The 26,586-nt window shown below is 64.9% G+C and carries 27 protein-coding genes; 16 read left to right on the top strand and 11 right to left on the bottom strand.

What is annotated here, in order from left to right; genetic code table 11:
* Positions 1–106: 106 nt before the first annotated feature.
* The 4 genes from C7I87_RS07870 to C7I87_RS07855 are packed head-to-tail and all read right to left on the bottom strand — an operon-like array spanning position 107 to position 4,616.
* On the bottom strand, positions 107–1,054 hold the full coding sequence (locus C7I87_RS07870; RefSeq protein WP_149903662.1) for an ABC transporter permease: 948 nt from the start codon (positions 1,052–1,054) through the stop codon (positions 107–109).
* A gap of 3 nt (positions 1,055–1,057) precedes the next feature.
* A complete protein-coding gene (locus C7I87_RS07865; protein WP_149903661.1) occupies positions 1,058–2,038 on the bottom strand; it encodes an ABC transporter permease in 981 nt (326 codons plus the stop codon).
* A 1-nt stretch (position 2,039) separates the two neighbouring features.
* Positions 2,040–3,560, bottom strand: a complete 1,521-nt coding sequence (locus C7I87_RS07860) for a sugar ABC transporter ATP-binding protein (protein WP_246696227.1) — start codon at positions 3,558–3,560, stop codon at positions 2,040–2,042.
* Positions 3,561–3,602: 42 nt separating this feature from the next.
* Positions 3,603–4,616: an ABC transporter substrate-binding protein gene (locus tag C7I87_RS07855; protein WP_149903660.1), complete on the bottom strand. Its 1,014-nt coding sequence runs from the start codon at positions 4,614–4,616 to the stop codon at positions 3,603–3,605.
* A 204-nt stretch (positions 4,617–4,820) separates the two neighbouring features.
* Here C7I87_RS07855 and C7I87_RS07850 point away from each other — a divergent pair, with 204 nt between their 5' ends.
* From C7I87_RS07850 to C7I87_RS07815, 8 genes are all read left to right on the top strand, one after another.
* Complete coding sequence (locus C7I87_RS07850) at positions 4,821–7,247, top strand: glucan 1,4-alpha-glucosidase (protein ID WP_149903659.1); 2,427 nt, start codon at positions 4,821–4,823, stop codon at positions 7,245–7,247.
* A gap of 48 nt (positions 7,248–7,295) precedes the next feature.
* On the top strand, positions 7,296–8,312 hold the full coding sequence (gene gnd, locus C7I87_RS07845; RefSeq protein WP_149903658.1) for a phosphogluconate dehydrogenase (NAD(+)-dependent, decarboxylating): 1,017 nt from the start codon (positions 7,296–7,298) through the stop codon (positions 8,310–8,312).
* Between the two features lie 22 nt (positions 8,313–8,334).
* The gene (gene zwf / locus C7I87_RS07840) at positions 8,335–9,711 is read left to right on the top strand and encodes a glucose-6-phosphate dehydrogenase (RefSeq protein ID WP_149903657.1); all 1,377 of its coding nucleotides are present in this window, start codon (positions 8,335–8,337) and stop codon (positions 9,709–9,711) included.
* 14 nt (positions 9,712–9,725) lie between these two features.
* Positions 9,726–10,430 (top strand): ROK family protein, encoded by a 705-nt coding sequence (locus C7I87_RS07835; protein WP_149903689.1) that lies wholly within the window; start codon positions 9,726–9,728, stop codon positions 10,428–10,430.
* Between the two features lie 189 nt (positions 10,431–10,619).
* Positions 10,620–11,102, top strand: a complete 483-nt coding sequence (locus tag C7I87_RS07830) for a Ros/MucR family transcriptional regulator (RefSeq protein ID WP_188393770.1) — start codon at positions 10,620–10,622, stop codon at positions 11,100–11,102.
* 110 nt (positions 11,103–11,212) lie between these two features.
* Entirely contained in the window at positions 11,213–12,271 is a 1,059-nt protein-coding gene (locus C7I87_RS07825; RefSeq protein WP_246696226.1) for a pyridoxal phosphate-dependent aminotransferase, read from the top strand.
* 199 nt (positions 12,272–12,470) lie between these two features.
* The gene (locus C7I87_RS07820; protein ID WP_149903655.1) at positions 12,471–13,709 is read left to right on the top strand and encodes an MFS transporter; all 1,239 of its coding nucleotides are present in this window, start codon (positions 12,471–12,473) and stop codon (positions 13,707–13,709) included.
* An 88-nt stretch (positions 13,710–13,797) separates the two neighbouring features.
* Entirely contained in the window at positions 13,798–14,028 is a 231-nt protein-coding gene (locus C7I87_RS07815; protein WP_149903654.1) for a hypothetical protein, read from the top strand.
* Positions 14,029–14,089: 61 nt separating this feature from the next.
* Here the strand turns inward: C7I87_RS07815 and C7I87_RS07810 are convergent, their stop codons facing one another.
* The 6 genes from C7I87_RS07810 to hemC form a co-directional block, all read right to left on the bottom strand.
* The gene (locus tag C7I87_RS07810) at positions 14,090–14,806 is read right to left on the bottom strand and encodes a glutamine amidotransferase (protein WP_149903653.1); all 717 of its coding nucleotides are present in this window, start codon (positions 14,804–14,806) and stop codon (positions 14,090–14,092) included.
* Between the two features lie 15 nt (positions 14,807–14,821).
* Positions 14,822–15,301: a tellurite resistance TerB family protein gene (locus tag C7I87_RS07805; RefSeq protein ID WP_149903652.1), complete on the bottom strand. Its 480-nt coding sequence runs from the start codon at positions 15,299–15,301 to the stop codon at positions 14,822–14,824.
* A 53-nt stretch (positions 15,302–15,354) separates the two neighbouring features.
* A complete protein-coding gene (locus tag C7I87_RS07800; RefSeq protein ID WP_149903651.1) occupies positions 15,355–16,950 on the bottom strand; it encodes a heme biosynthesis protein HemY in 1,596 nt (531 codons plus the stop codon).
* Between the two features lie 10 nt (positions 16,951–16,960).
* Positions 16,961–18,439 carry a COG4223 family protein gene (locus C7I87_RS07795; RefSeq protein ID WP_149903650.1) on the bottom strand — a complete coding sequence of 493 codons (1,479 nt, stop codon included), beginning with the start codon at positions 18,437–18,439 and terminating at the stop codon, positions 16,961–16,963.
* Between the two features lie 110 nt (positions 18,440–18,549).
* Entirely contained in the window at positions 18,550–19,266 is a 717-nt protein-coding gene (locus C7I87_RS07790; RefSeq protein ID WP_149903649.1) for a uroporphyrinogen-III synthase, read from the bottom strand.
* Positions 19,267–19,268: 2 nt separating this feature from the next.
* Positions 19,269–20,195 carry a hydroxymethylbilane synthase gene (hemC, locus tag C7I87_RS07785; protein WP_149903648.1) on the bottom strand — a complete coding sequence of 309 codons (927 nt, stop codon included), beginning with the start codon at positions 20,193–20,195 and terminating at the stop codon, positions 19,269–19,271.
* Positions 20,196–20,298: 103 nt separating this feature from the next.
* Between hemC and tsaD the strand changes: the two genes are divergently transcribed.
* Genes tsaD through C7I87_RS07750 form a run of 7 tightly spaced genes read left to right on the top strand, consistent with a single transcriptional unit; the run spans position 20,299 to position 25,092 of the window.
* The gene (tsaD, locus tag C7I87_RS07780; RefSeq protein ID WP_188393774.1) at positions 20,299–21,384 is read left to right on the top strand and encodes a tRNA (adenosine(37)-N6)-threonylcarbamoyltransferase complex transferase subunit TsaD; all 1,086 of its coding nucleotides are present in this window, start codon (positions 20,299–20,301) and stop codon (positions 21,382–21,384) included.
* Complete coding sequence (locus tag C7I87_RS07775) at positions 21,381–22,412, top strand: NAD(P)H-dependent glycerol-3-phosphate dehydrogenase (RefSeq protein ID WP_149903646.1); 1,032 nt, start codon at positions 21,381–21,383, stop codon at positions 22,410–22,412. Before tsaD ends, C7I87_RS07775 begins: the two co-directional genes overlap by 4 nt.
* A gap of 36 nt (positions 22,413–22,448) precedes the next feature.
* Positions 22,449–22,745: a YciI-like protein gene (locus C7I87_RS07770; protein ID WP_149903645.1), complete on the top strand. Its 297-nt coding sequence runs from the start codon at positions 22,449–22,451 to the stop codon at positions 22,743–22,745.
* Positions 22,746–22,787: 42 nt separating this feature from the next.
* A complete protein-coding gene (locus C7I87_RS07765; RefSeq protein ID WP_149903644.1) occupies positions 22,788–23,213 on the top strand; it encodes an EVE domain-containing protein in 426 nt (141 codons plus the stop codon).
* The gene (locus C7I87_RS07760) at positions 23,210–23,893 is read left to right on the top strand and encodes a class I SAM-dependent methyltransferase (RefSeq protein ID WP_149903643.1); all 684 of its coding nucleotides are present in this window, start codon (positions 23,210–23,212) and stop codon (positions 23,891–23,893) included. The genes C7I87_RS07765 and C7I87_RS07760 overlap by 4 nt, the downstream gene beginning before the upstream one ends.
* Positions 23,894–23,916: 23 nt before the next feature.
* Positions 23,917–24,333: a DUF1761 domain-containing protein gene (locus C7I87_RS07755; protein ID WP_149903642.1), complete on the top strand. Its 417-nt coding sequence runs from the start codon at positions 23,917–23,919 to the stop codon at positions 24,331–24,333.
* Positions 24,334–24,348: 15 nt separating this feature from the next.
* Positions 24,349–25,092 (top strand): glycosyltransferase family 25 protein, encoded by a 744-nt coding sequence (locus tag C7I87_RS07750; RefSeq protein ID WP_149903641.1) that lies wholly within the window; start codon positions 24,349–24,351, stop codon positions 25,090–25,092.
* 54 nt (positions 25,093–25,146) lie between these two features.
* Here the strand turns inward: C7I87_RS07750 and gcvA are convergent, their stop codons facing one another.
* Positions 25,147–26,079: a transcriptional regulator GcvA gene (gene gcvA / locus C7I87_RS07745; RefSeq protein WP_149903640.1), complete on the bottom strand. Its 933-nt coding sequence runs from the start codon at positions 26,077–26,079 to the stop codon at positions 25,147–25,149.
* A 165-nt stretch (positions 26,080–26,244) separates the two neighbouring features.
* On the opposite strand from gcvA, the gene C7I87_RS07740 reads away from it, so the two are divergent.
* Complete coding sequence (locus C7I87_RS07740; RefSeq protein WP_149903639.1) at positions 26,245–26,487, top strand: hypothetical protein; 243 nt, start codon at positions 26,245–26,247, stop codon at positions 26,485–26,487.
* Positions 26,488–26,586: the final 99 nt, after the last annotated feature.

The following is a 26,586-nucleotide window of genomic DNA, read 5'->3' as shown; positions in this document are numbered from 1 at the left end:
AGACCGACTGAGATCGCGGACCGGTTTACAAGGCCACGCCGCGAATGGGAACCGGCTGGTCCAACGGTTGGCCCGACAGGCTGCGGTCGCGCCGCAGACGTCGCGGTCAGCGTAGCGCCTTCTCCCCACCCGCGGCAGTAATCACCCCAACGATGATCAGCCCCGTCAGAAGCAACCGCACGCCGGCGCTGACGCCGAATGTGTTGAGCATGGTGAGCAGCAGCACCAGGAACAGCGCCGCGCCCCAGACGCCGGGCACATTGGCCTTGCCGCCCGCCACCGACGTGCCGCCGATGACGACGACGGCGATCGAGGCCAGCAGATATTCATTGCCGATATCGACATTGGCGCCGCGGAAATAGCCGGCGAGCAGCGCGCCGTCGATGCCGCCGAGCGCGCCCGACAGCGTGTAGGTGAGGAAGCGGATGCGGCCGACATTGACGCCGGCAAGCCATGCGGCGCGGATGTTCTGTCCGATCGCAAGCACCGAGCGGCCATAGATCATGCGCTGCAAGGCGATGGCAGCACCGATGGTGAACAGCACCGTGAGGATCGCCAGTACGGGAATGCCCAGCACCTGCCAGTTGGTGAAATCGGCGAAGCCCGGCGGCGGCTTGATCTGCAGCCCGCGCCCATAGCTGATGTCGACCGACTGGATGATGAAGCTCGCCGACAGCGTGGCGATGATCGGCGGAATGCGCAGCGCCCAGATCAGCAGATAGTTGATGGCGCCGATCGCGGCACCACAGGCGAGCGCCGCCAGCAATCCGACGACGATCATGGCATCGCTGCCGCCCATCACCTTCATGGCAACCGCGCTTGCCAAGCCGATATTGGCCGGCAGCGACAGGTCGACATTGCCGGGTCCGAGCGTGATGACGAACATCTGGCCGACGCCAACGATGACGGTGAACACGGCAAGAGACAATGCGGCCGTGACCATGCCGCCGGCGCCATAGCCGCCGGTGAAGGCTATCGTCGCCAGCCACACCAGCAGCGCGCCGACAAACGACCAGATCCAGGGTTTTGTGAGCAGCGTTCTCAGCGAAGCCATCGCTCACCTTTCCCTACGGCTGATCAGCACCCGCGCCGCAAGCACGATGATCAGGATGGCGCCGTTGGCGGCCACCTGCCAGTCGGGCGGAATGTGCATGAAGGTGAGCAGCGGCGAGGCGGCCAGCGCCAGCGTCAGCGCGCCGATGACAGCGCCGATCGGCGAGACCCGGCCGCCGACGAACTCGCCGCCGCCGAGGATGACGCCGGCGATGGCCAGCAGCGTGTAGCCATTGCCGATATTGGCATCCGCCGAGGTGGTGATGCCGATCAGCGCCATGCCCGATAGCACGCCGAACAGGCCGGCCAGCGAAAACAACACGATCTTAGTCTTGAGCACCGACCAGCCGGCGCGCCGCAGCGCCGCCGGATTGCCGCCGGAGCCGCGCAGGATCACGCCGTAAGAGGTGCGCATCAGGCCGAAATGCACGGTCGCCGCGATCAGCAGCGCTGCGATGATCGGAAATGGAATGAAGGGCGGCTTGAACGCCATGATCGCCAGCAGCCAGTCCGGCGCCTTGCCGCCCGGCTTGGGCAGGAAGAGGATGGCGAGCCCCTGCCAGACGAAACTCATGCCGAGTGTCACCACGATCGAGGGCAGGTTGCGCAGATGGATCAGCGCGCCGAGCAGCGCATAGACGCCGATCGAGCCGAGCAGAATGATGACACCGATCAGCGGCGCGTCCTTCAGCCACGTCGCGGTGACGCAACCGACGAAACCGACGAAGGTGCCGATCGAGAGGTCGAGCTCGTTGCCGGCGATGACGAACATCTGCGCGATGGTCGCCAGCGCGATCGGAATCGCCAGGTTCAGCATCAGACTGAAGCCGAAATAGCTGATGGCGCGCGGGTTGAGCCAGGCGATCGCGAGCAACACTAGCGCCAGCGATAGCGCCGGCAGCAGGCCGCGCAACAGCCGCGCCCGCGCCGCCGCATTGCGTGCCGCCGATCCCTTGAAGCCATTGTCGATTGGCGTCGCCGTCATCTCAGGCCGCGTCGCCGAAGGAGGACTGGATGATCTTCTCTTCGGTCAGCTCGTCGCGCGTCAGGTTGGCGACGATGCGGCCGTTCTTGAAGACATAGATGTGGTCGCAATTGTCGAGCTCTTCGGTTTCGGTCGTGTACCAGAGGAAGGTGCGGCCGCGGCCCGCCTCCTCGCGCACGAGGTCGTAGACCTCCAGCTTGGTGCCGATGTCGACGCCCCGCATCGGGTCGTCCATCAGCACGATTTCGGCATCGGAGCCCAGTGCGCGGGCAAACAAGGCCTTCTGCTGATTGCCGCCCGAGAGCGAGAAGATGTTGTTGTTCATGTCGGGCGTGCGGATGCCGATCTTCTTCTTCCACATATCGGCGAGCTCCGCCTCGCGCCGCGGCGAGATCAGCAACCCGTTGCGCAGACGCGCAAGCGAACGGATGCCGATATTCTGCGCAATCGACCATTGCGGGAAAATACCATCCGACTGGCGGTCGCCCGCCACCAGGGCCACCGGTGCAGTGACCTCGATGCCGGTCTTGGCGCGTGCGGCGGCATCGAATATCCGCAGCAGCAAGTCGGTCTGCCCGTGACCGGCCAGCCCGGCAAGGCCGATGATCTCGCCCGCGCGCGCGACAAGGTCCTTGCCGTCGGTCTGCCCGGCGGGCCGCGCCCGGACGCGCAGTGGGCTGTTGCCCGGCTTGGCGGCAGCGGCTTTCGCGGCGGTCTTCTCGCGCGCTTCTGTTCCGCCCATCACCGTCACCAGCCGGTCGCGGTCGAAGGCAGCAGCCGCATCCGACGCCACCATCTTGCCGTCGCGCATCACCACGATGCGGTCGGCGTTCCGCAACACCTCACCCAGCACGTGCGAGATCAGGATGCAGCTCTTGCCGCCGGCGACGAAGCGGCGCACGAAGGCCAGCAGCTGGCCGGCGGTGTGCGCGTCGAGCGAAGAGGTCGGCTCATCGAGGATGACCAGGTCGAGCCGGTCCTGTGTCACCGTGAAGGCGCGCGCCACCTCGACCATCTGGCGGCGGCCGATCGAAAGGTCGCCGACGATATCCCACGCCGAAATGCCGTGGTCCGGGAAGATCTCGTCCAGCTTGGCGGCGATCAGCCCCGCCGCCTTGCGCCGCCAGCCGAAGCCGGAGAGCGAAGCATGGTTGATGCGCGTATTCTCGGCCACGCTGAGATTGGGGCACAGCGACAGCTCCTGGAACACGCAGCGTATGCCGAGCTGCTGTGCCCGCGACACCGAGTAGTTCTCCTCGATGCCGCCATGCACGCCGATCGCCCCACTGTCGGGCTTCAAGGTGCCGGCCACCATATGCATCAGCGTCGACTTGCCGGCGCCGTTATGGCCGACGAGGCCGACGCATTCGCCGGGTCCGACATGGAAATCCACCCCGCCCAGCGCCCTGACGGCGCCGAAATGCTTTTCGGCAGCGTCAAGTCTTACGATGTCAACATTGGCGGCGCCGAATTGTTTTTCGGCGCCGCCCAGTCTGATGACGTCCGTGTTGCCTGCGGCCATGCTCAACGATATCCGCTCAGGGATGCCCGGGCAACGCGACGTTCACTTGATGTTGGCTTTGATGGCCGCGATGGCATCTGCCTGCGTATATTCGTGGGTGGCGACACCGCCTTCCTTGATCTTCGGCAGAGCTGCTTCGAAATCGTCCTGGGTGAAGGCGAGATACGGCACCAGCAGATCGTGCGGAATGTCCTTGCGGCCATCGAGCACCTGCTGTGCCACCCAGAAAGCGAGCGTCGACACGCCGGGGGCGATCGAGGCCGACCAGGTCTGGTAGCCGTCCTTCTCTTTCTGTTCCTTCCACCATTTCAGCTCGTCCTGCCGGTTGCCCATGATGATGGTCGGGCGCGGCTTGTTGGCGGCGGCGAAGGCTTGCGCGGCGCCATAGCCGTCACCGCCTTGGTCGACGACGCCGACGATGTCGGGCAGCGACGGCAGGATGGTCGCCACCGCCTTCTGCGCCGTGGTCTGGTCCCAGTCACCGGTGACCGAGCCGACGATCTTGAATTCTGGATGGGCGGCAACGCCCTCGAGGATACCGGCATGGATGGCGTCGTCGATTGAAGTGCCGGCCAGGCCGCGGATTTCAAGCAGATTGCCGCCCTTGGGCTGGAACTTGGCCATGTGCTCGACTTCCTGCTTGCCCATGTCCTTGAAGTCGACGACGACGCGGTAGGCGCAAGGCTCGGTCACCGTGCCGTCGAAGGAAACGACCGTGATGCCGGCGTCGCAGGCCTGCTTGATGGCACCATTGAGCGCATCCGGCGAGGCGGCGTTGATGACGATGGCGTCATATCCCTGCAGAATCAGGTTCTGTATCTGGGCGGCCTGCGTCGGCACCTCCTTGTCGGCGGTGGTGAAGACATCGGCCGCGGCGACGATCTTGTCGTCGACGGCCTTCTTGGTGACGATGCCATAGCTGTCGAGCATCGCCTGGCGCCACGAATTGCCGGCGTAATTGTTCGAGAATGCGATTTTCTTGCCGCTGGTGTCGGCGAGTGCCGTGCCGGCTGCTAGCACCGCTGCGAGGGTGCCCAGAACGAACAGTTTCTTCATGTCATACTCCTCCCGAGTGTTGCTGGTTTGCTGCTGATGAGCGTCGATTGCGTACCTGTTTTTTATCTATTATCAGACAAAGGTGCAGCAGGGTCGGCGGGCTGTCAACTGCAATCCGCGAAGGGCCGGCGATCAACTTGCGGTGCGCCGGTTGAAATGGCTTCGGTTGATGGCTAGGCATGCGGGCCAGGAGAGCGAACAAGCATGGCAGTGACGCCGACTGTGCCGCCCGGCGCACCGGGAATTCCCGCGCGCTGGACCTCTAGCGCCAAGAGCGGCGTCGGCTCGGCGCTTTCGCCGTCTAGTCGCGTCTGGTTCACGATCAGCCACGGCATCCTGAACGAGATCTATTATCCCCGCGTCGACAGCGCCTGCACGCGCGACCTCGGCCTGATCGTCACTGGCAAGGATGGATATTTCTCCGAGGAGAAACGCGATGCCGGACATGGCATCGAGCCGTTCGAGGTCGGCGTACCCGCCTACAGGCTGGTCAATACGGCTGATGACGGCGCCTACCGGATCGAGAAGCGCATCGTGGCCGATCCGGCGCGTCCGACCCTGCTGCAGGAGACCTGCTTCAGCCCGCTCGTAGGCGTTGCGGCCGATTACCGCGTCTACGCGCTTCTGGCGCCGCATCTGGTCAATGCCGGTATGGGCAACACCGCCTGGGTCGGCGAGTACCAGGGAAAGCCGGTCCTGTTTGCCTCGGGGCGCGGCACCTGCCTTGCGCTGGCCTCGTCGCTGCCCTGGCGGGATTGTTCGGCCGGCTATGTCGGCTTTTCCGACGGCTGGCAGCAACTGAACCACACTGGCAAGCTCGATCCCTCTTGCCGGCGCGCCGATGACGGCAATGTCGCGCTGACCGGCGAGATCGGCTTCACCGCCGCCGACACAAAGGCCGTGCTGGCGCTGGGTTTTGGGGCGACTTCAGACGAGGCCGCCGAAAACGCCTTCGCCAGCCTGAAGCACGGTTTTGAACCGGCGGCGAAATCCTATGTCAAAAAATGGCGCAAATGGCAGGCCGGGCTGCTGCCACTGGACCGCCACCGGACGCCCGGAGCGCCCGGAGTGAACAGCTATCGCGTCTCCACCGCGGTGCTGGCCACCCACAGGTCGTCGGCCATACCGGGCGCGGCGGTCGCCAGCCTGTCCATCCCCTGGGGCTTCAACAAGGGCGACGACGATCTCGGCGGCTACCATCTGGTCTGGCCGCGCGACCTGGTCGAGACGGCGGGCGGCTTTCTCGCCGCCGGCGATGCCGCCTCGGCACTGCAGATCCTGGAATACCTCCGCTCCATCCAGCAGCCGGACGGCCATTGGCCGCAGAACGCCTGGCTCGACGGCTCCGCCTATTGGCCCGGCATCCAGATGGACGAATGCGCCTTTCCCTTGCTGCTGGCCGATGCCTTGCATCGCGCTGGCCACTTGCCGCGCCCCAGGCTCAAGACCTTCCTGCCGATGATCGAGCGCGCCGCTTCCTATGTCGTGCGCAATGGTCCCGTCACCGGCGAGGACCGCTGGGAAGAAGACGCCGGCTACAGCCCGTTCACGCTGGCCGTCGAGATCGCGGCACTGCTCGCCGGCGCCGACCTGCTCGACGCCTGCGGCAAGCAGGATGCGGCAAGCTATCTGCGCGAGACCGCCGACGGCTGGAACGACCAGGTCGAGCGCTGGACCTATGTCACCGGCACCGCCATCTGCAAGGCCGCCGACGTCAGCGGCTATTACGTCCGCATCGCGCCGCCCGACGACCCCGATGCCGGCTCGCCGAAGGACGGCTATGTCCCGATCAAGAACCGGCCGCCCGGCGATACGGACCGACCAGCCGAGGAAATCGTCAGCCCAGACGCGCTGGCGCTGGTGCGCTTTGGCCTGAGAGCCGCCGACGATCCCCGCATCGTCGACACCGTCGCGGTCATCGACGCGCAATTGCGTTGCGAACTGGCGCAAGGGCCGCTCTGGTACCGCTATAACAGCGACGGTTATGGCGAACACGAGGATGGCGCGCCCTTCGACGGCACCGGCCAAGGCCGGCCGTGGCCGCTGCTCGCCGGCGAACGGGCCCACTACGAGCTGGCGGCCGGGCGCAAGGACATGGCGGCCAGCCTGCTCGATGCGCTTGAACTGTCGGCCGGACCCGGCGGCCTGCTGCCGGAACAGGTCTGGGACGGCGCCGATATTTCGGAGCGCGAGCTGCAGCATGGCAAGCCATCGGGCAGCGCCATGCCGCTGGTCTGGGCGCATTCCGAACATATCAAGCTGTTGCGCTCGCTGCGCGACGGCGCCGTCTTCGACATGCCGCCGCAAGGCGTAAAGCGCTACATCGAGGACAAGACCGTATCGCCGTTCAGGACCTGGCGCTTCAACAACAAGATCCGCGCGCTGCCGCCCGGCAAGGCGCTGCGTATCGAATTGCTGGCGGCCGCGACTGTCCATTGGAGCATCGACAACTGGGCAACTGCCCATGAGAGCCGGACAGCGGAAAATGCTTTCGGCATTCATCTTGCAGACCTGCCTGTGGCGAGCCCATCCAAGGGAAGCACGCTCATCTTCACTTTTTTCTGGCCCGGAACCGGCGATTGGGAGAATGTCGACTTCTCCGTCATCTCAGGCGATCGGGATAGCCAGTAGATCCTTCCTCGACACCCCCGCAAATCTCTAGGAAACAGGGACGAAACCATGCAGATCGGAATGATGGGACTGGGCCGGATGGGCGCCAACATGGTGCGGCGCCTGATGCGCGACGGCCACGAATGCGTCGTCTACGACATCAACCCGGCCAGCGTTGCCGCACTGGTCAGCGACGGCGCCTTGGGGGCGGCATCCCTGGAGGAATTCGTCGGCAAGCTCGCCAAGCCGCGCTGCGTGTGGCTGATGCTGCCGGCGGCGATCACCGGCAAGATCATCGACCAGGTCGCCGCGCTGATGGAACCTGGCGACATCGTCATCGACGGCGGCAATTCCTACTATCACGACGCCGTCGACCAGGCCGCCAAGCTGGCCGGCAAGGGCATCCATCTAGTCGATGTCGGCACCAGTGGCGGTGTCTGGGGGCTGGAGCGCGGCTACTGCCTGATGATCGGCGGTCCCGACGTGGCGGTGCAGCATCTCGATTCGGTCTTTGCCACGTTGGCCCCTGGCCTCGACACCGGAGCGCCGGCCCCGGACAAGACCGCCGGCACCGCGCCCTATGGCTACCTGCATTGCGGACCGAGCGGCGCCGGCCACTTCGTCAAGATGGTGCACAACGGCATCGAATATGGCGTCATGGCCGCCTATGCAGAAGGCATGAACATCCTGAAGTCGGCCAATGCCGGCAAGCGGCAGCGGACCGCGGACGCCGAGACCAGCCCGCTGGAAAACCCGCAATACTACCAGTTCGACGTCGACCTTCCGCAGGTGGCCGAGGTCTGGCGGCATGGCAGCGTCATCGGCTCCTGGCTGCTCGATCTCACCGCTGGCGCGCTGAAGAGCGATCCGGGCCTGGCGCAATTCGGCGGCCGGGTCTCGGATTCCGGCGAGGGCCGCTGGACGCTGAAGGCGGCGATCGACACTGGCGTGCCGGCGCCGGTCCTGTCCTCCGCCCTGTTCGACCGCTTCTCCTCGCAAGGCGAATCCGAATTCGCCGACAAGCTGTTGTCCGCCATGCGCTATGCCTTCGGCGGCCACATCGAAAAGCCGAAGGACGGCAAGTGACGGCGACAGGGGAGACGCACGCATGAGCCAGGAACGGTCCGACACGCTGGTGCTCTTCGGGGCGACCGGCGACCTCGCCCACAAGAAGATATTTCCAGCGCTGTACCAGATGGTCGCCAAGGGCACGCTCACAGAACCGGTGATCGGCGTCGCCTTCGATGCCTGGGATTTGAAGCAATTGCAGGACCGTGCCCGCGACGGCATCGTCAACGCGCTCGGCAAGATCGACGAGAAGGTGTTCGCCAAGTTCGCCTCGCTGCTGCGCTATGTCAGCGGCGACTATCGCGATCCGGCCACCTTCGAGAAGCTGAAGACGGCACTCGGCAGCGCGCAGCGGCCGCTGCACTACATGGCGGTGCCGCCGACCATGTTCGAGACTGTCGTGCAAGGGCTGGAGCAATCGGGCACCGCGCACGGCGCGCGGCTGATGGTGGAAAAGCCCTTCGGCCACGATCTGCAGTCGGCGCGCTGGCTGAACCGGGTGCTGCACCTGGTATTCGACGAACAGTCGATCTTCCGCATCGACCACTATCTCGGCAAGGAAGCGATCCAGAACCTGCTCTATTTTCGCTTCGCCAACTCCTTGCTCGAGCCGATCTGGAACCGCAATTACGTCGAGAGCGTGCAGATCACCATGGCCGAGGATTTCGGCGTCGAAGGGCGTGGCCGCTTCTATGACGATGTCGGCTGTATCAGGGACGTCATCGAGAACCATCTGCTCAACATCCTGCTGCTCCTGGCCATGGAGCCGCCGGTCGGCCGCTCCGCCGACGATTTGATCGATGAGAAGGTGCAGGTCCTGCGCGCCATCCGCACCTTGACCAAGAACGATGTCGTGCGCGGCCAGTTCACCGGCTATCTCGCCGAGCCCGGCGTGGCGCCCAACTCGCCGGTCGAGACCTTCGCGGCGGTGCGTTTTTTCGTCGACACCTGGCGCTGGCAGGACGTGCCGTTCTTCATCCGCGCCGGCAAGAACATGCCGGTGCATGTCACCGAGGTGGTGGTGCGGCTGAAGCGGCCGCCACTCGACGTGTTCGATCCGATCAAGCCCGCCGATCAGAATTACGTCCGCTTCCGCATCGACCCGCAGGTGATGATCGCCATCGGCGCCCAGCGCAAGGCGCCCGGCGACGACATGATCGGCGAGCAGGTGGAACTGACGGCGCTCGACGACAGCAAGGGCGACATGCCTCCCTATGAACGGCTGATCGGCGACGCGATGAACGGCAATGGCCAGCTCTTCACCCGTCAGGACGCGGCCGAACTGGCCTGGCGCATCGTCGGTCCGGTGCTCGGCGATACCACGCCGCCGCATCTCTACGAGCCGAAGACATGGGGGCCGGCGGACGCCATGGCCGGCTTCGGTCCGCCCAACGGCTGGATCGACCCGGTGGCATGAGCGGAGGGGACAAGATGGCCAAGGCGGTGAAGCGGGCTGCGTTGGACCCCGGGCAGGTCGTCCTTTCGATCGACATTGGCGGGTCGCACGTCAAGATCCTGACCAGCGCTGGCGGCGCCGAACGTCGGACCGATTCCGGACCGGACCTGACGCCGCGGCAGATGATCGACAAAGTCAAGAAGCTCGCCGAGGGCCTGTCCTATGACGTCATCTCGATGGGCTATCCGGGCCCGGTGCGTCACAACAAGCCGGTGCTTGACCCCATGAATCTCGGCAAGGGCTGGGCCGGCTTCGATTTCGCCGGCGAGTTCGGCAAGCCGGTCAAGGTGGTCAATGATGCGCTGATGCAGGCCATCGGCAGCTATGAGGGCGGGCGCATGCTGTTCCTCGGTCTCGGAACCGGCCTCGGTGCGGCGATGGTCTTCGACAATGTCGGTCAGCCGATGGAACTCGCCCATCTTCCCTACCGAAAAGGACGGAGTTTCGAGGATTATGTCGGCGAACGCGGCCTGGAAAAACGCGGCAAGAAGAAGTGGCGCGGCTATGTCTTCGATGTCGTCAACCGGCTACGAGCCGCCCTGCAGCCAGACTATGTCGTCATCGGTGGCGGCAATGTCGACAAGCTCGACGAATTGCCCGCCCACTCCAGGCGCGGTGACAACACACGCGCCTTCGAAGGCGGATTTCGTCTATGGCGCGACAAGGCGCTGATCGTCTGATATTATTACAGTTTAGTATAGTCGTTCAAAATGACGTGTGATGCCGTGCCGATAGATTGCATTGTGCAGATTTGCCGACTAGGAAGTCAGCCCCACTACATCGCGTCGCGCGCGATGCACAAAGACGACGCACTTTAATTTTGCGCATCATTCCTTTTGAAAACGGCCCCATTTTCGAGGTCATGCGCCATGGATGGAGGAAATAGATTGACCGACGAAAATAGCCACGCCAGCAAGACCCTCGACCTTCTCGAACTGACAGCCCATATCGTATCGGCCTATGTCGAGAAGAATCGCCTGCCCGCGTCCGGCCTTCCCGAGCTGATCGCCAGCGTCAGCGCCTCGATCAGGGGGCTCGGCCAGCCGGTCGCCCCGGTGGCGGCACCGCTGGTCCCGGCCGTCAACCCGAAGAAGTCGGTGACGCCGGATTTCATCATCTGCCTCGAGGACGGCAAGAAGTTCAAATCTCTGAAGCGTCACCTCGGCGTGCATTTCGGCCTGACGCCGGACGCCTACCGCGCCAAATGGGGCCTGCCGTCGGACTATCCGATGGTTGCCCCCAACTACGCCGCTTCGCGCTCGGAACTGGCAAAGTCGATCGGCCTCGGCCGCAAGGCCGTCGCCCCGGCGCCTGCCAAGTCGAAGGGCAGGAAGGCCAAGGTTTCGGCCTGAGCAATTTCATCTGAGCCAATGTTTGTCTGAAGCCTGCCGGCGATTCCGCCTTGGCAGGCTTCATGCTTTTGTGGCTTGGATGAACCAGACAAGCTTTTTGGGGGGAAGCCATGAACTACAACAGGATGGTGATCGAGAAAGAGGCCCCGGAGGAATACGGCTATGACCGTATCCGCTACAATCTCTCCGAAAGCTCGATTGCCGACCAGAAGCTCTCCGACATCGGCCTCTCGCTGCCCGACCTGACGCTCTTCTACGGCGAGCATCGCGGCGACAAGGCGCTGCGCGACCTGATCGCAGCACAAGATGCCGGCATTTCGCCCGACGATGTGCTGGTCACCGCCGGTGCGGCCGGTGCGCTGTTCATCATCTCGACCTCGCTGCTGTCAGCCGGCGATCACCTCGTCGTCATCAGACCCAACTACGCCACCAACATTGAGACGCCGCGCGCAATCGGCTGCGCCATCAGCTTCGTCGACCTCGCCTTCGACGAAGGCTTCGCCATCGACGTCGAGCGCGTCAAGGCAGCGATGCGGTCGAACACGAAACTGATCAGCGTCACTTGCCCGCACAACCCGACCGGCACAATGATGAGCCGTGCCGAATTGGACGCACTGGTCGCGCTCGCCAAAGCCAGCGACTGCCATTTGCTGGTCGATGAGACCTATCGCGACCTCTCCTATGGACGGCGCCTGCCCTCGGCGGCCTCGCTGAGCAAAAAGGCGATCAGCGTCTCCTCGCTGTCGAAAGCCTTCGGCATTCCCGGCATCCGCATCGGCTGGCTGACCACGAGGGATGCCGCCCTCCAGGAAAAATTCCTTGTCGCCAAGGAGCAGATCGGCATCTGTGGCAGCGTCATCGACGAAGGCATCGCGCGCGGCATGCTGGAGCGCCGGGACGCGTTTCTGGCAAAGCTGCTGCCCGAAATGGCAAGCGCCGTGATATCGTCCAGGCCTGGATCGACCGCGAGCCGTTGGTCGACTGGGTGCGGCCCGAGGGCGGTGTCGTCGGCTTCCCGCGCCTCAATGTCGAGCCCGGCTTCGACCTCGACCGGTTCTATGTCAGGCTGCTGGAAGACCACGGTACCTATGTCGGGCCCGGCCACTGGTTCGAGATGGAAAAGCGCTTCTTCCGTGTCGGCTTCGGCTGGCCGACGGAGGCCGAGCTGAGAGGCGGACTGGACGCGATTTCGGCTGCGCTACGCAGGTAAATTCCGCGCGCGAACAGCGGGGCGGCTCGAAAGTCCCTTGATCCAGGCCTGATTTTAAAGCATATCCGCGCCGAACTTTACCAAGTTCCATTGGTCGGACCAGCGCCCATCCGGGAAGTGCCCCGCCAGCCGATGCCATCGCAACGGGGCCATGTTCCATGATACCAGAACAAACCTCGCCGGAGCAGCGCTACGCGGCTTTCCGGCACAAAGCCTTCCTCAGCTACTGGACGGCGCGCTTTCTCACCACATTCGCGACCATGATCGTTTCCGTCGCCGTCGGCTGGCAGATCTATGATCTGACGCGAGATCCCTTCGATCTCGGCATTGTCGGCATCGTCCAGTTCCTGCCTTCGCTGTTGCTGGTGCTGGTCACCGGCGTCGTCGCCGACCGCTTCGGCCGCCGCCTGATCATGGCGCTAGCAACGGTGGTCGAGGCAACCTGTGCGCTCGTTCTCCTGTACTTCACGCTGCGCGGCCTCGTCAGTCCGCTGCCTATCTTCCTCGTTCTGGCGCTGTTCGGCATGGCGCGCGCCTTTTACGGCCCGGCCTCGTCGTCACTGTTCGCCAATCTGGTGCCGCCGGAAGATTTCGGCAACGCGATTGCGTGGAACTCGTCCGCCTGGCAAACGGCAACGATCATCGGCCCGGTCGCAGGCGGCCTGCTCTATGGCGTCTCGGCTGAAGCCGCATACGCCGTCGCCTCTGTGTTGATGCTGGTGGCCGGTCTGCTGATCTTCACCATTCCCAAACCCGCCCAGCAAAGCGCCACCGACAAGCCGACGATGGAAACACTGTTTGCCGGCTTCCGCTACATCTGGAGTGAAAAGATCGTGCTTGGCGCCATCTCGCTGGATCTCTTCGCCGTGCTCCTGTCCGGCGCCTCGGCGCTGCTGCCGGTCTATGCGCGCGATATTCTTGAACTTGGCCCCTGGGGCCTGGGCCTGCTGCGGTCGGCGCCCGGCATCGGCGCCATCTGCGTTGCGGTCTGGCTGGCGGGGCACCCGCTCCGCGACAATGCCGGCAAGATCATGCTCGGCTTCGTCGCGGCATTCGGTGCCTGCACCGTATTGTTCGGCCTGTCGACCGTCACCTGGCTGTCTATCGTCGCTCTGGTCTTCCTCGGCGCCACCGACATGTTCAGCGTCTACATCAGGGAAACGCTGATCCAGCTGTGGACGCCGGACGAGGTGCGCGGCCGCGTCAACGCCGTCAACCAGGTTTTCGTCGGCGCCTCCAACGAGGTCGGCGAATTCCGCGCCGGCACCATGGCGGCGCTGATCGGCACGGTTCCGGCGGTGGTCGTCGGCGGCGTCGGCGCCGTCGCGGTTGCCGGCCTGTGGGCCTATCTATTCCCGCAACTGCGCAGGGTTCGCCACCTCAATGGGCGAAACTGACGGTCTCACCGGTATCGGCGGAGCTGCGAATCTGTGCTAAGCCGCCCGCCCAACCAACCCCCGCCCAACCAACCAAAGGACGACACCTGTGAGCGAACCCACTGTGGCCGAGGCGACCGAAAGTATCTATGCGTCGCTTCGGGCGGACAATGCCGACATCGACGCACATATTGCGACGCTCAAGGCAGCGCTGATACGAGAGGGGATAAAACAGGCGGTGTTCGATCCTGCCAAATTGGCGCAGAGCAACCGCTCGGGCCGCAAGTTGATGCAGGCTTATTTTCGGCAGCGCGGCGTGAGCGTGAGCTTTTCGGACTAATTTTCACGCTCCGAAAGCCGCCGGTCGGCCAGATTTGACCGTCCAGAGCAGTTGTTTGACTTTACCGCGCCACCGGCCCGCCAAAAATCATGCGCAAGAACTCGTCGAGCCAGCGCTTCAGATGCATGTCCCAGATCAGCCGGCCGCCGAGATGGTCGCGGCCGGGCTGCGCCCCGGGCAGCTCGAAGCGGTGGGCGCCGCGCACCACCCAGCGCTGCATCATCACCCGGGTCAGTTCGCCATGGAACTGGATGCCCCAGGCATTGTCGCCATAGCGGAAGGCCTGGTTGGGATAAGTCTCGTTCGTGGCCAGCAGCATCGCGTCGCCCGGCAGCGAAAAGCCCTCGCGATGGAACTGGTAGACCATTTCGGGCCAGTGCATCAGTTTCTTGCCGGCCTCGGTTGCCCTCAGCGGATACCAGCCGATCTCGACCAGCCCTTCGCCGTGGCCCTCGACCTTGCCGCCGAGATGATTGGCCAGCATCTGCGCGCCAAGGCAGATGCCGAGCAGTGGCCGGTTTTCCCTGAGCGGGATTTCCAGCCAGTTGGTCTCGCGGCGGACGAACTCGTCCTCGTCATTGGCGCTCATCGGCCCGCCGAACACCACCGCCCCGGCATGATCATCCAGCGTTTCCGGCAAGGCGTCGCCAAGCGGCGGGCGGCGGATGTCGAGACCGAAGCCTTCTTCCAGCAGCATGTGGCCGACGCGTCCGGGGCTCGAATTCTCCTGATGTAGAATGATCAGGATCTTTGGCTTCGGGCTCGTTCTGCGGTGCATGGAAAGGCGAAAATCCTACTCGTCGCTCGATGTTCCGGTGGCGCCGGGTGCCTGCGCCGCAGCCTTGCGGCGCGCCTCGACCCGGTCGTGGCGCTCGACGCCGATCAGCTCGGCGACGCGCCACACCGTATTGTCCTCGAGCTCATGCAGCTCGCCATCGGCATAGACGATCTCCCACATCAGGCCGATGAAGGCCTTGCGCCCTTCCGCGTCGAGATGGCGCTTGAGCACGCTGGTGAAGGCATAGAGGTCGATCGCCTCGTTGTCGGCGCGCTCGCCGGCAGCGGCGAGCGCTTCGAGTTCGGCACCGCTGATCGAATAGCTCTGCGCCAGCACCGCCTTGAAGCGCTCCCATTCGACATCCTGGCGCACGCCGTCGGCATTCATCACATGGTAGAGCAGCGCCGAAGCCGCGACGCGCGGATCGTCCGTGCTGGTGCGGCTGCCGGAGCCGGCCGGCAAATCCCTGAGAAACGACAGAACGCGCTCGAACATCAATCCATTCCCAAACGGCCCGATGGCCAAGTCAAATCACACGATGGCCAAAATCAAAACAGCCGGAACCGGCGCGGCGACTTTTCCGCCTCGTCGTCCGGATCGACGCCGGGATCGTCCGGCAGGCGCGCCAGTTCTTCCGCCGGCTCGACGGCCTCGGCATCGGCCGGCACCGCGGCAAAGGCGGCGGCCGTGACCGGGGTGACATGATCCTCGCGGCTTTCGGCGTCCTTGGCCGCTGCCTCATTGCCCGGGGCGGCATGGTCGATCACCTCGACCGGCTTTTCCGGCCTGCCCGGCGCTTCGATGGCCACCACCGGGGCATCCGGCTCTTCATCGCGGTTGTCGATCAGCTGGCCAAGGCGCTCCATCGGCGCCCGCCATTCGAAGGCGTCGAGCCTGCCTGTGACCGGCGATACCGGCGCCCAGCGCTCGGAGATGACGCCATCGGCGACCCAGGCCGGATCGCGCGGCGCCCGCACCGCCTTGGAGAGCAGCTGCCGCACCTTGCCCTGGTCGCCGGTCTCGGCCTCCTCGATGTCGGCCAGGAGCAGATAGGCGCCCTCGCGGCGGTCCATGCGGATCGCGGCTTCGGCCTCGCGGCGAGCGGTCGACAAATCCTGCGCGTCGAGCGCGGCACGTGCCACCGTCATCGACGATTCGGCGTGGTTCTTCTTCATCTCCTGCAGCTTCTTTGCCCGGTTGAGCCGATCAAGCACGGCGTCGCCCGGCCTTGCATGGGTGTAGAGTTCGGCAATCTCGGGATGCGGCTCGGCCTTCCACGCTGCTTCGAGGATCTTCGAACCTTTGCGCACGTCGTTCTGCTTGAACAGCGCCGCGGCGGCGGCAACGGCGGCAGGGGCGAAGTCCGGCTGCAGTCTGTTGGCCTCGATCGCCGCTGTCCTGGCAGCCGCGGGATCGCTGTCGGCGAGCGACTGCGCCTTGGCGGTCAATAGCACCGCACGGCGGCGGTTGGCGGCGTCGCGCTCGATCTGCCGCGTCGACTTCTGCGCGTCGACCAGTTTCAGCGCACCGTCCCAGTCGCCGCGCTCGGTCAGCTCCTCCAACGTCGATTCGGCCGCCCAGGCCAGTTGCGGCGCCACTGCGGCGGCGCGGCCGGCATAGTGCCGGGCGGCATTGCGGTCGCCCAGCCGCTCAGCTTCCAGGTAAAGCCCGCGCAGGCCGAGCAGCCGCATTTCGGGGTCGTCTAGCATGCTCTCGAACTTTTGACGCGCGCCTTCATGATCGCCTTCGAGCAGCGATGCCTGCGCCTCGAGCAGATGGATCAGCGGCTCCTGGTCGGAGCGGATCAGCTTGGCTGCTTCCTTGGTCTTCTTGCGGGCCAGCGCTCCGTCGCCGGCGCCGGCGGCGATCATGCCGGTCGACAGCGCCTGATAGCCCCGGTCGCGGCGGCGCACGCGGAAATAGCGCGAGATGGTGTAGGGGCTGTTCCACAGCGACTTGATGAGCCACCAGACGATCATCACCCCGGCAACGACGGCAACGACGGCCACCGCCGCCACCATCAGGCTCACCTGGTACTGGTAGCCGTTGAAGGTGACGACCATGTCGCCGGGCCTGTCGGCCAGCCAGGCAAAGCCCAGTCCGAGCGAGAAGACGACGATGAGGAAGGCGAGCAGGCGGATCATCGTGTTGCCCTCATGCCTTCATCGCGCCGGAGATCAGCGCGTCGACCTGGGTTTCGACCTCGATGCGCGCCTTCAGTTTGCCGGCAAAGTCGGCGCCCGCGGCCTTCGCGGCTTCCGGCAATGTGTTGTATTCGCTGATTGCCTTGGCGTAATCGCCCTGAGTGACCGCAACCTCCATGCGCGCCACGGTTTCCGGTGCGCCGGCGCCTTCGACGGCACCGATTGGCCGGACCTTGACCAGCGATTCGGCGCTCGACATCAGGTTCTGCAGGAAGCCGGCATTCTGGTCGACCGGCGTGGCGGCGGCGACCATGGCATTGGCGGCCGCATCCATCTGCGAAGCGATCTCGGTGCGGGTCGGCACGCCCTTTTCGGCATAGGGGCGCAATGTCGCGAGCTGCGGCGCATCAGGCGAAATCGCGGCCAGCGTATCGAGTTCGGCCGAAAACGGCGCACCGCGGTCGAGCGCGGACTTCAGCGCCGAAGCCGCGATGGCGAGCGCGATCTTCGGCTGCGATGCCTGTGCATCGACCTTGCCGGAAAGCTGCGACACCGACTGCTCCAGCGCGCTGAGCCGGCCCTCCTGCGCCTTCGCGGCCTCGCCCGTCGACTTCACCAGCGCATCGAGGCCCGCCATTTTTTCATTGAGCCGGCCAAGATCGACGGGCGCCGCGTTGCCGGCCTTGCCGAGCGCCGCCACCGTGGCTTCGATCTGCTTGACCTTGTCGCTCAACGCGGCGAGCCCGGCATTGTCGCCGGCGCCGCCCTTTTCGACCGCGGATTTCAGCGCCGCGACATCGCTCTTGACCTGATCGAGCGCCGACGACAGTCCATCGACCTTGGCAGATGCACCATTGTTGTTGCCGGCTTCCCTCATGTCCGCGATTTCGCTTTTCAGCGAGGCAATCTCGCCATTGACCCCATCGAGCGAGGCACCCGGGGCGGAGCCCGGGGCGCCGAGCAGGCCGGCAAATTGCAGGCCACCAGCGCCGACCAGCGCGATGACGCCGCCGATAATGCCGGCGGCAATGCCGTTGAGGCCGCCGCGCTTCGGCTGCGCTGCCATCGGTTCGCTCCTTGCGTCGGTTTTTCCGGCAGCCGCCTTGGTCTCGGCGGTTTTCGCGGTTGCGTCCTCAAAATTATAATCGGAAGCCTTGGCTTGTCTGGGTGGAGTATCCGAACCGGGATAAGGCATTTCCGGTTCGGCGGCTTTGGCCTCGGCATGCAGTGACGCATCTGTCCCGGCCTGCCCTGCGGCGGCATCGGCATGCTCCCAGGGTTCAAGGTCCGCCTGGTCGGCATGCACCGGCTCTTCCGGAGCCTCCGGCTGCGAGGCGTTCGCGGCTTCCTCGGCCTTCGCCTCGTCGGTCCGGGCCGCATCCTTGGCGGCATCCTCGTCGACGATGCGTGAGACGGCGCCCGGATCGAGATCGATGGTCACCGGCTCGCGGCGGCTTTTCGAGTGTCGCATCTTCGGCGTCTTGACCATGCATGGGCTCCGCAAAATTCGCTTCGTCTCAACGCCTGGCGGCGCGTGATGGTTCAGAAAGGGTCTAGCACATCACCAAGCGGTGAAAAGGGGCGGTGTGATGACGCGGCTCAGGGCAGCACCGGCAAAAGCGCCAGCAGCGCCTCCTCGTCGGGTCGTGCGGCGACGCGGATTGCTTTGCCGGCGCTGGCGCCGAAGGCGGTGGCGATGCGCGCGGAAAGGACAAAAACCTGCGTCTTTTCAAAGGCCTTTTGCATGGCAGGTCGGCTGGCCAGGACCCGCATCGCGGCAGCCGCCTTGGCCGAATAGAGCAGCACCGCATCGACGGCTTGGCCCGATATCAGCGGAAGGATCGCTTCGTCCGAATAGCTCACTGCAAGCGTGTCGTAAGTCTCGACGGCATGGACATGGACATGAGCTGCTTCCAGCTTCTGTTCGAAGGCGGGAAACCGTACGCGCCCACAGAGATAGATGATCGTTTTACCGGAAAACGCGATCGCCATGCCCTCGGCCAGCGCCTCGGCATCGCCGGGGCCCTCGCTCACCGACAGAAAACCGGCTTTGCGCGCGGCCTCTGCGGTCCTCTTGCCGACAGCATGGCAAGGCAGATGGGAAAGCGCCGCTACCAGATCTCCAGGAGCATGGCGCACGGCATTGGCGCTGGTGATGGCAACAGCTGCCACGTCGTCCGGAACTGCCTTGGCATCGACCGGCAATGCCATCGTCTCCGTCAAGGGCAGGAGAAGAGGCTCAAAACCCATCTCCTCCAGCTTTCGCGCCGTGCGCGACGCACCCGGTTCCGGTCTGGTGACCAGGACACGGAGCATTTTCAGGCCCAGCCGTCGAAGAAATTTTCACCGGCCTTGGCGCGAACCATCCCCGCGGCGTCCGCGCCGATGCGGGCGGCATCGTGTGCCGGCCCTTGCAGTTCGACCGTGTGTGACTGCTTGCCGTCGGGCGAGATAATCAGCCCGGCGAAAGAGAGCTTTCCGTCCTCGATCGCGGCATAGCCGGCGATCGGCGTGCGGCAGGAGCCGTCGAGCGCCGCCAGGAAGGCGCGCTCGCAGGCGAGCGCCTGCCCGGTCGCCACATCGTGGATCGCCACCAGCATCTTCTCTACGTCACGATTGCCGATACGGGTCTCGATGCCGATCGCCCCCTGGCCTGGCGCCGGCGGGAAGATGTCGAGCGGCATCAGATCGGTGGCAACATGCTCCAGGCCCAGCCGCTTCAGCCCGGCATAGGCCAGGATGGTGCCGGCGGCGACGCCTTCGTCGAGCTTGCGCAGCCGTGTCTGCACGTTGCCGCGGAACATCACCACGTCGAGATCCGGCCGCATGCGGCGGATCAGTGCCTGCCGCCGCAGCGATGAGGAGCCGACCTTTGCCCCTTTGGGCAGTTCCGCGATCGTCTTTGCCGCCCTGCCGACAAAGGCGTCGCGCGCGTCCTCGCGCGGCAGGAAGGCGGAGAGCTCAAGGCCGTCGGGCAATTGCGTCGGCATGTCCTTCGACGAATGCACGGCGATGTCGATACGCCCGTCGAGCAGCGCTTCCTCGATTTCCTTGGTGAACAGGCCCTTGCCGCCGGCTTCCGACAGTGGCCGGTCCTGGATACGGTCGCCACTGGTCGAGATGACGACGACCTCGAATGCCTCCGCCGGCATGCCATGCGCGGCCGTCAGCCGCGCCTGTGTTTCATGCGCCTGCGCCAATGCCAGCGGGCTGCCGCGTGTTCCGATTTTCAAGGTTGTTTGCATGGCGCGCGGTCCGTGATAACCCCCCCGGCTGGCTTTGCGTTTCCGGGCACTCTCCTAGCGAGGAACGCCTTGACATACAATCTCTGGAGATGGCGACGAATTGATCCGCGTTCTGGGCATTGAGACGAGTTGCGACGAGACCGCCGCCAGCGTCGTGGCGCTGGAGGGCGATGCCGCGCCGAAAATCCTGTCCAACATCGTGCTCTCCCAGATCGAGGAACATGCCGCCTTCGGCGGTGTCGTGCCCGAGATCGCCGCGCGCGCCCATGTCGAGGCGCTGGATGGCATCGTTGAGGCTGCGCTCGCCGATTCGGGCGTGGCGCTGGCCGATATCGACGCCATCGCCGCCACCGCCGGGCCGGGCCTCGTCGGTGGGCTGATCGTCGGACTGATGACCGCCAAGGCGATCGCGGCGGCCGCCGGCAAGCCGCTGATCGCCGTTAACCACCTCGAAGGCCACGCCTTGACGGCGCGGCTGACCGACGGAGTCGAATTTCCCTATCTCTTGCTGCTGGTCTCCGGCGGCCACACGCAGATCGTCGCCGTGCGCGGTGTCGGCGATTACCAGCGCTGGGCCACCACCATCGACGACGCGCTCGGCGAAGCCTTCGACAAGACCGCCAAGATGCTCGGCCTGCCCTATCCCGGCGGGCCCAATGTCGAGAAGGCGGCGCTGTCGGGCAATGCATCGCGCTTTGCCTTCCCGCGGCCGATGAAGGGCTCGGCCCAGCCCGATTTTTCCTTTTCCGGTTTGAAGACCGCCGTGCGCCAGGCGGCGACCGCGATCGAGCCCTTGAGCGATCAGGATGTTGCCGACATCTGCGCCTCGTTCCAGGCGGCGGTCGCCGATGCGCTGGCCGACCGCGTTTCTCGCGCGCTCGCACGATTCAGCCAAACATTTCCCGGCACGAAGAAGCCCGCGCTGGTCGTCGCCGGCGGCGTCGCCGCCAACCGCGTCATCAAGGCGACGCTGGAGCGGCTCTGCACTGACGCCGGTTTCACCTTCGTCGCGCCGCCGCTGAAACTGTGCACCGACAATGCCGCGATGATCGCCTGGGCCGGTATCGAGCGCCTGCGCGAGGGCATGGCGCAAGAGAACGGCTTCGATTTCGTGCCGCGCTCGCGCTGGCCGCTGGACAGCATCTCGACGCCAATGGTCGGCTCAGGCCGGCGCGGAGCCAAGGCATGACCGATCGAGCCACGAAGAGCGAAGGCACAAGCAGTTCAGGCAAAAGCGGCTGGCGTGTCGCCGTGCTCGGCGGCGGCGCCTGGGGCACGGCGCTGGCGCTGGCCATGCTGCGCGCCGGGCATTCGGTGCGGCTGCTCGCGCGCGACCCGCAAACCGTCGCCTCGATTGCCCAAGGCCAGAACCCACGCTACCTCCCAGGCATCGCCATCGCGCCCGGCATCGAGGCGACGAGCGACATCGAGGCAGCGCTCACTGGGGCCGATTGCGTGCTGGCGGTGACGCCGGCGCAAGCGTTGCGCGCGACGCTGGCGGCCGCGAAGGATCATATGCCGGACGGCATTCCGCTCGTGCTCTGCGCCAAGGGCATCGAGCGCGACACCGGCGCCTTGCTGTCGGCAATCGTCGAGGAGATCCTGCCGCTAAACCCCGTCGCCGCCTTGTCCGGGCCGAGCTTCGCCAGCGATGTCGCCCGCGGCCTGCCGACGGCGGTCGTGGTGGCTGCCGGCGACGAGGCGCTTGCGGCCAACCTTGCCGCCCGTTTTTCGGCTGGGAATCTGCGCTGCTATTCGAGCAACGATCTGATCGGCGTCGAGATCGGCGGCGCCTTGAAGAACGTCTTCGCCATCGCCGCCGGCGCGGTCACCGGGGCCGGCCTCGGCGCCAGCGCCCAGGCCGCCATGGTCACGCGCGGCTTCGTCGAACTGCGCCGCATCGGTGCCGCCTTCGGCGCCAGACCCGAGACGCTCATGGGGCTCTCCGGCCTCGGCGACCTGCTGCTCACCTGCTCGTCGGCGCAGTCACGCAATTTCGCCTATGGGCTGGCGCTCGGGCAAGGCAAGGCGCTTTCCGGGCTACCGCTGGCCGAGGGCGTGCCGACCGCGGCAATCGCCGCGCGCATCGCCGCCGAGCGCAACATCGATGCGCCGATCATCGCCGCCGTGGCCGCCATACTGGACGGCACCATCACCATCGGCCAGGCCGTGACGGCCCTGATGACGCGGCCGCTGAAGACCGAAACCAACGATTGATCCCCACACTCTCATCAACCACCCAGGAGAAAAGCCATGCTGTTTGCTCTGATTTGCAAGGACAAGCTGGGGAACCTGCAGGTGCGCCTCGACGCACGGCCCGAGCACGTCGCCTTTCTCGAAGGGCTGAACGGCGACAAGAAATTGGCCTTTGCCGGTCCGTTCCTCGACGCCGACGGCAAGCCCAACGGCAGCCTCGTGGTCGTCGAGGCGCCGGATTTGGCGGGCGCGCAGGCTTTGTCGGCCGCCGACCCCTACGCCAAGGCCGGACTGTTTGAAAGCGTCGAAATCCGCCCGTGGAACTGGACGTTCAACAAGCCGGCGGCTAGTTAATTCCGGGCGTCCGCGACGACTGGGCCGCAAGGAGGAGAAAAAATGAACTACTGGCTGTTCAAATCCGAACCCTCGGTTTTCTCCTTCGAGGCGCTGAAGGCCAAGGGCAAGGCCGGCACCCAATGGGACGGCGTGCGCAATTACGCCGCCCGCAACAACATGAAGGCCATGCAGATCGGCGATCTCGGCTTCTTCTATCATTCCAACGAGGGGCTGAACGTGGTCGGCATCGCCGAGGTCTGCGCGCTGGCCCATCCCGACACCACGTCGGATGACCCGCGCTGGGAGTGCGTCGACGTCCGCGCCGTCAGGGACGTGCCGAACCCGCCGACGCTGGAAGAAGTCAAGGCCAATCCAAAACTTGCCGAGATGGCGCTGGTGCGGCTCGGACGGCTTTCCGTGCAGCCGGTGACCCCGGCCGAATGGAAGGAAGTCTGCCGTATGGGCGGCCTGACGCCTGCTCCGTGACGGCGCTCACCCCCAACAGCGCCAGGCAGTTCATCCTCGACAACACGGCGCTGATGGCGCCGCCGCATGTGCCTGAGATTCTTCTCCACCTTGCCGACGAAGCGCATGATCTCTGGCAGCGGACGGAGGACGAACTGGTCGAGATCGGCCTGCCTCCACCCTTCTGGGCTTTCGCCTGGGCCGGCGGCCAGGGCCTCGCCCGTCATGTCATCGACAATCCCGACACGGTGCGAGGCAGGCGCGTGCTCGACTTCGCCTCGGGCTCCGGCCTCGTCGCCATCGCCGCCGCTAAGGCCGGTGCCGCGGACGTGACGGCAGCCGACATCGACCCGTTCTGCGCCACTGCGATTCGCCTCAACAGCGAGGCCAATGGCGTCGGGATCGAATTCCTCGGTACGGACTGTATCGGCACCGACGCGGGTTGGGATGTGATCCTGGCTGGCGACGTCTTCTACGACAAGCCCTTCGCCGACCGGCTGATGCCGTGGTTTTCGGCGCTCAAACGGCGTGGCGCCGACATCCTGGTCGGCGATCCCGGCCGGTCCTATCTGCCGCGATCGGGGCTGGAGCCGCTTGGTGTCTACCAGGTGCCGGTGACGAGGGCGCTCGAGGATGCCGAGGTCAAGCGTACGACCGTGTGGCGGCTGCTTGACGCCATCGCCGAACAGGCGTTTGCATAAAACCCGCACAAGAGGGGGAACTCATGGATTTTTCAGCAGTGAACTGGGTGGCGGTGGTTGCCGCCGCCGTCGTCGCATGGCTGTTCGGTGCCGCCTGGTACATGGCGTTGAGCAAGCCCTGGCTGAAGGCCGCGAAACTCGATCCGGCGACGATGAAGAAATCGCCGTTGCCCTTCGTCATCTCCTTCATCGCCGAGCTGCTGATGGCCTACATCATGGCCCTGGTCGTCGGCGCGATGACGGGTGGTGAGCCGACCTGGCTGGCCGGGCTGATCTTCGGCTTCGTGCTTTGGCTGGGTTTCGTGGCCACGACGCTGTCGGTCAACCATCGCTACGAGAATTTCGGCTGGGACCTGACCCTCATTGACGGTGGCCATTGGCTTGGCGTGCTGCTGATCATCGGCGCGGTGATCGGCTGGTTCGGCGCCGCGGCGAGCTGAGACGGTGCGTTGACGATGGCGGACGAGTCCGGATTTCCACGCGACCTGGTGTTCAGTCGGATTTGTCACGTCAAGCAGGGCTATGACGACCGGCGCCGGCACATCGTGCGTGAGTTCGAGCGGCGCGGCGTACCGGTCTACTTTTACACGGACTGGGACCGGACGGATATCACCCCGGAGATTCGTGCTGAATTGGTCGCTCCCGATTTTGTCCACCCTGCGCAGGTCTCGCTTGCGCTGAAGCATGTCGGCATCTGGCGCGACTTCCTCGAAACCGACCTGCCCTATTGCCTGGTCTTCGAGGATGACGTCTTCCTCGCGCGCGACTTCGTCGCCAAATTCCGGCAAGGGCTGGCCGAGCTCGGCAATCCGGCGCGCAAGGCCGTCATCTATCTCGGCAATGGCAGCAACTATTACACGCCGAGCTGGAAATTGCGCAGGGGTCAGAGGCTCTACCCGGCACTGCATGCCAGGTGCGCGGATTCCTATCTCATCACCCGTCCGGTCGCCGAAGCCCGTTGCGCCTGGATCGATCAGCACAAGATATACACCGTGATCGACCACCAGATCGAGCAGATGGACGAAAAACTGGGCGTTGAGATGCTGTGGTTCGAGCGGCCGATTGTCGAGCAAGGCAGCGAAAACGGCGCTTTCCAGACTTCCGTCGCCGGCAAGAAGCAGCCGCTTCTCTACAAGAAGCTGAAATGGAAGTGGAAGAAATACACAAGGATGGTCTTCGGCCACAACGCCCGGTCCTGAGCGCAGAGCCAGGAGAGGTGCGTCGGGGTTTTCCGTTCAGAATGAAACAAGAGATCAGACCTTGTCCGTCGTTCGCGTCCTGGCAACTTCCTCGAGGATCCATTCGCGAAAGGCGACGATGCGGGGATCCTCGGCCATTGCCTGGGGATAGACCAGGAAATAGGCGAATTCCGGCGCAACCCTGATGCTGAGTTCGAAGGGCCGCACCAGCCGGCCCTCGGACAGGTCGTTTGCCACCATGGCGAAATCGGCGAGCGCGACGGCATTGCCGTCGAGCGCGGCCTGGACAGCATCGGTGGACGTGCCGAAGACGACGGTGCGGCTGTCGTCGAAATCGTTGATGCCGGCCGCCGCCATCCACATGCGCCAGTTCGGCCATGTCACGCCCTGGCGGGCCCACTCGATATGGGCAAGCGTGTGGTTGAACAGGTCGCGCGGCTCGCGCAGGGGCGGTCCCGACGCCAGGAGGCCCGGACTGCACACGGGAATGATGATGTTGTCGAACAGGCGATGCGCGCGGAGCCCCGGATATTTGCCGGCGCCGAAGCGGATGCCGACATCGACGTCGTCGAGATCGAAATCGCGCAAGCCGTAGGCGATGTCGAACCTGAGTTCGATGCCTGGCCGCTGCTTGCGGAAATTCTCAACGCGCCGCATCAGCCATTTCGCCGCGAACTGGGCGTCCAGCGTCACCTTCAGGAATTCGGTGCCGCGCGCCAACTTGCGCGCTCGCATCACCGCCCGGCCAAGCAGGTCGAGCGTGTCGGCCGCCGCCTCGTACAGCACCGTGCCCGCCTCCGTCAGCCGGATGGTGCGGCTGGTGCGTGTGAACAGCACAATGCCGAGTTGATCCTCGATTTCCTTGATCTGGTGGCTGACGGCGGCAGGCGTCAGGCCGAGCTCGTCGGCGGCCCGGGTGAAATTGAGGTGCCGGGCCGCCGCCTCCAGCGTCCTGAGCGCCCGCGTTCCCGGCAAGAGGGCTGCCATCAGCGCACGGCCCGATCGAAGCAATGCATGGAGCCTCAATCCTCAAATAAAACTTGACGATGAGAAAAGAACTACTCGTTTCCCGTTTGTTTTTCAATCCGGCATGATTGCAGCATCAAAACACCATCAAACCGGATTTGATGTCCGGAGAATACGGATCACACCATGTCTCACATCGCTCTTCACCCCGCATATATCGCCCGGCCGGGTTGGCTGTCGGCTGTCCGTGATTGGCTGCGGCAGGCCCGGGTCGCGGTCAATCTTGCCCATGAGAACGTCGAGGATCTGTCCGATCGCCAGTTGTGCGATATCGGCGCCGCCCGCAAGGACATCGCCCGCGCCATGGACCGCGAGACCGGCCGGCTGGGCCTTCTCGACATCGGCTGGCAGCGGAATAGGAAGGGATAGGGGAGTAGGGGAGTAGGGGAGTAGCATTGATGATGCAGTTTGAACGTGTCTGCTGCTACTGAAGACTTCCCCTATTCCCCTATTCCCCTATTCCCCTAT

The sequence above is a fragment of the Mesorhizobium sp. SARCC-RB16n genome (assembly GCF_008520305.1).
Classification (GTDB): Bacteria; Pseudomonadota; Alphaproteobacteria; order Rhizobiales; family Rhizobiaceae; genus Mesorhizobium.
Note: the sequence above shows the minus strand (reverse complement) of the source record. Positions and strands in the feature narration are given on the sequence as shown.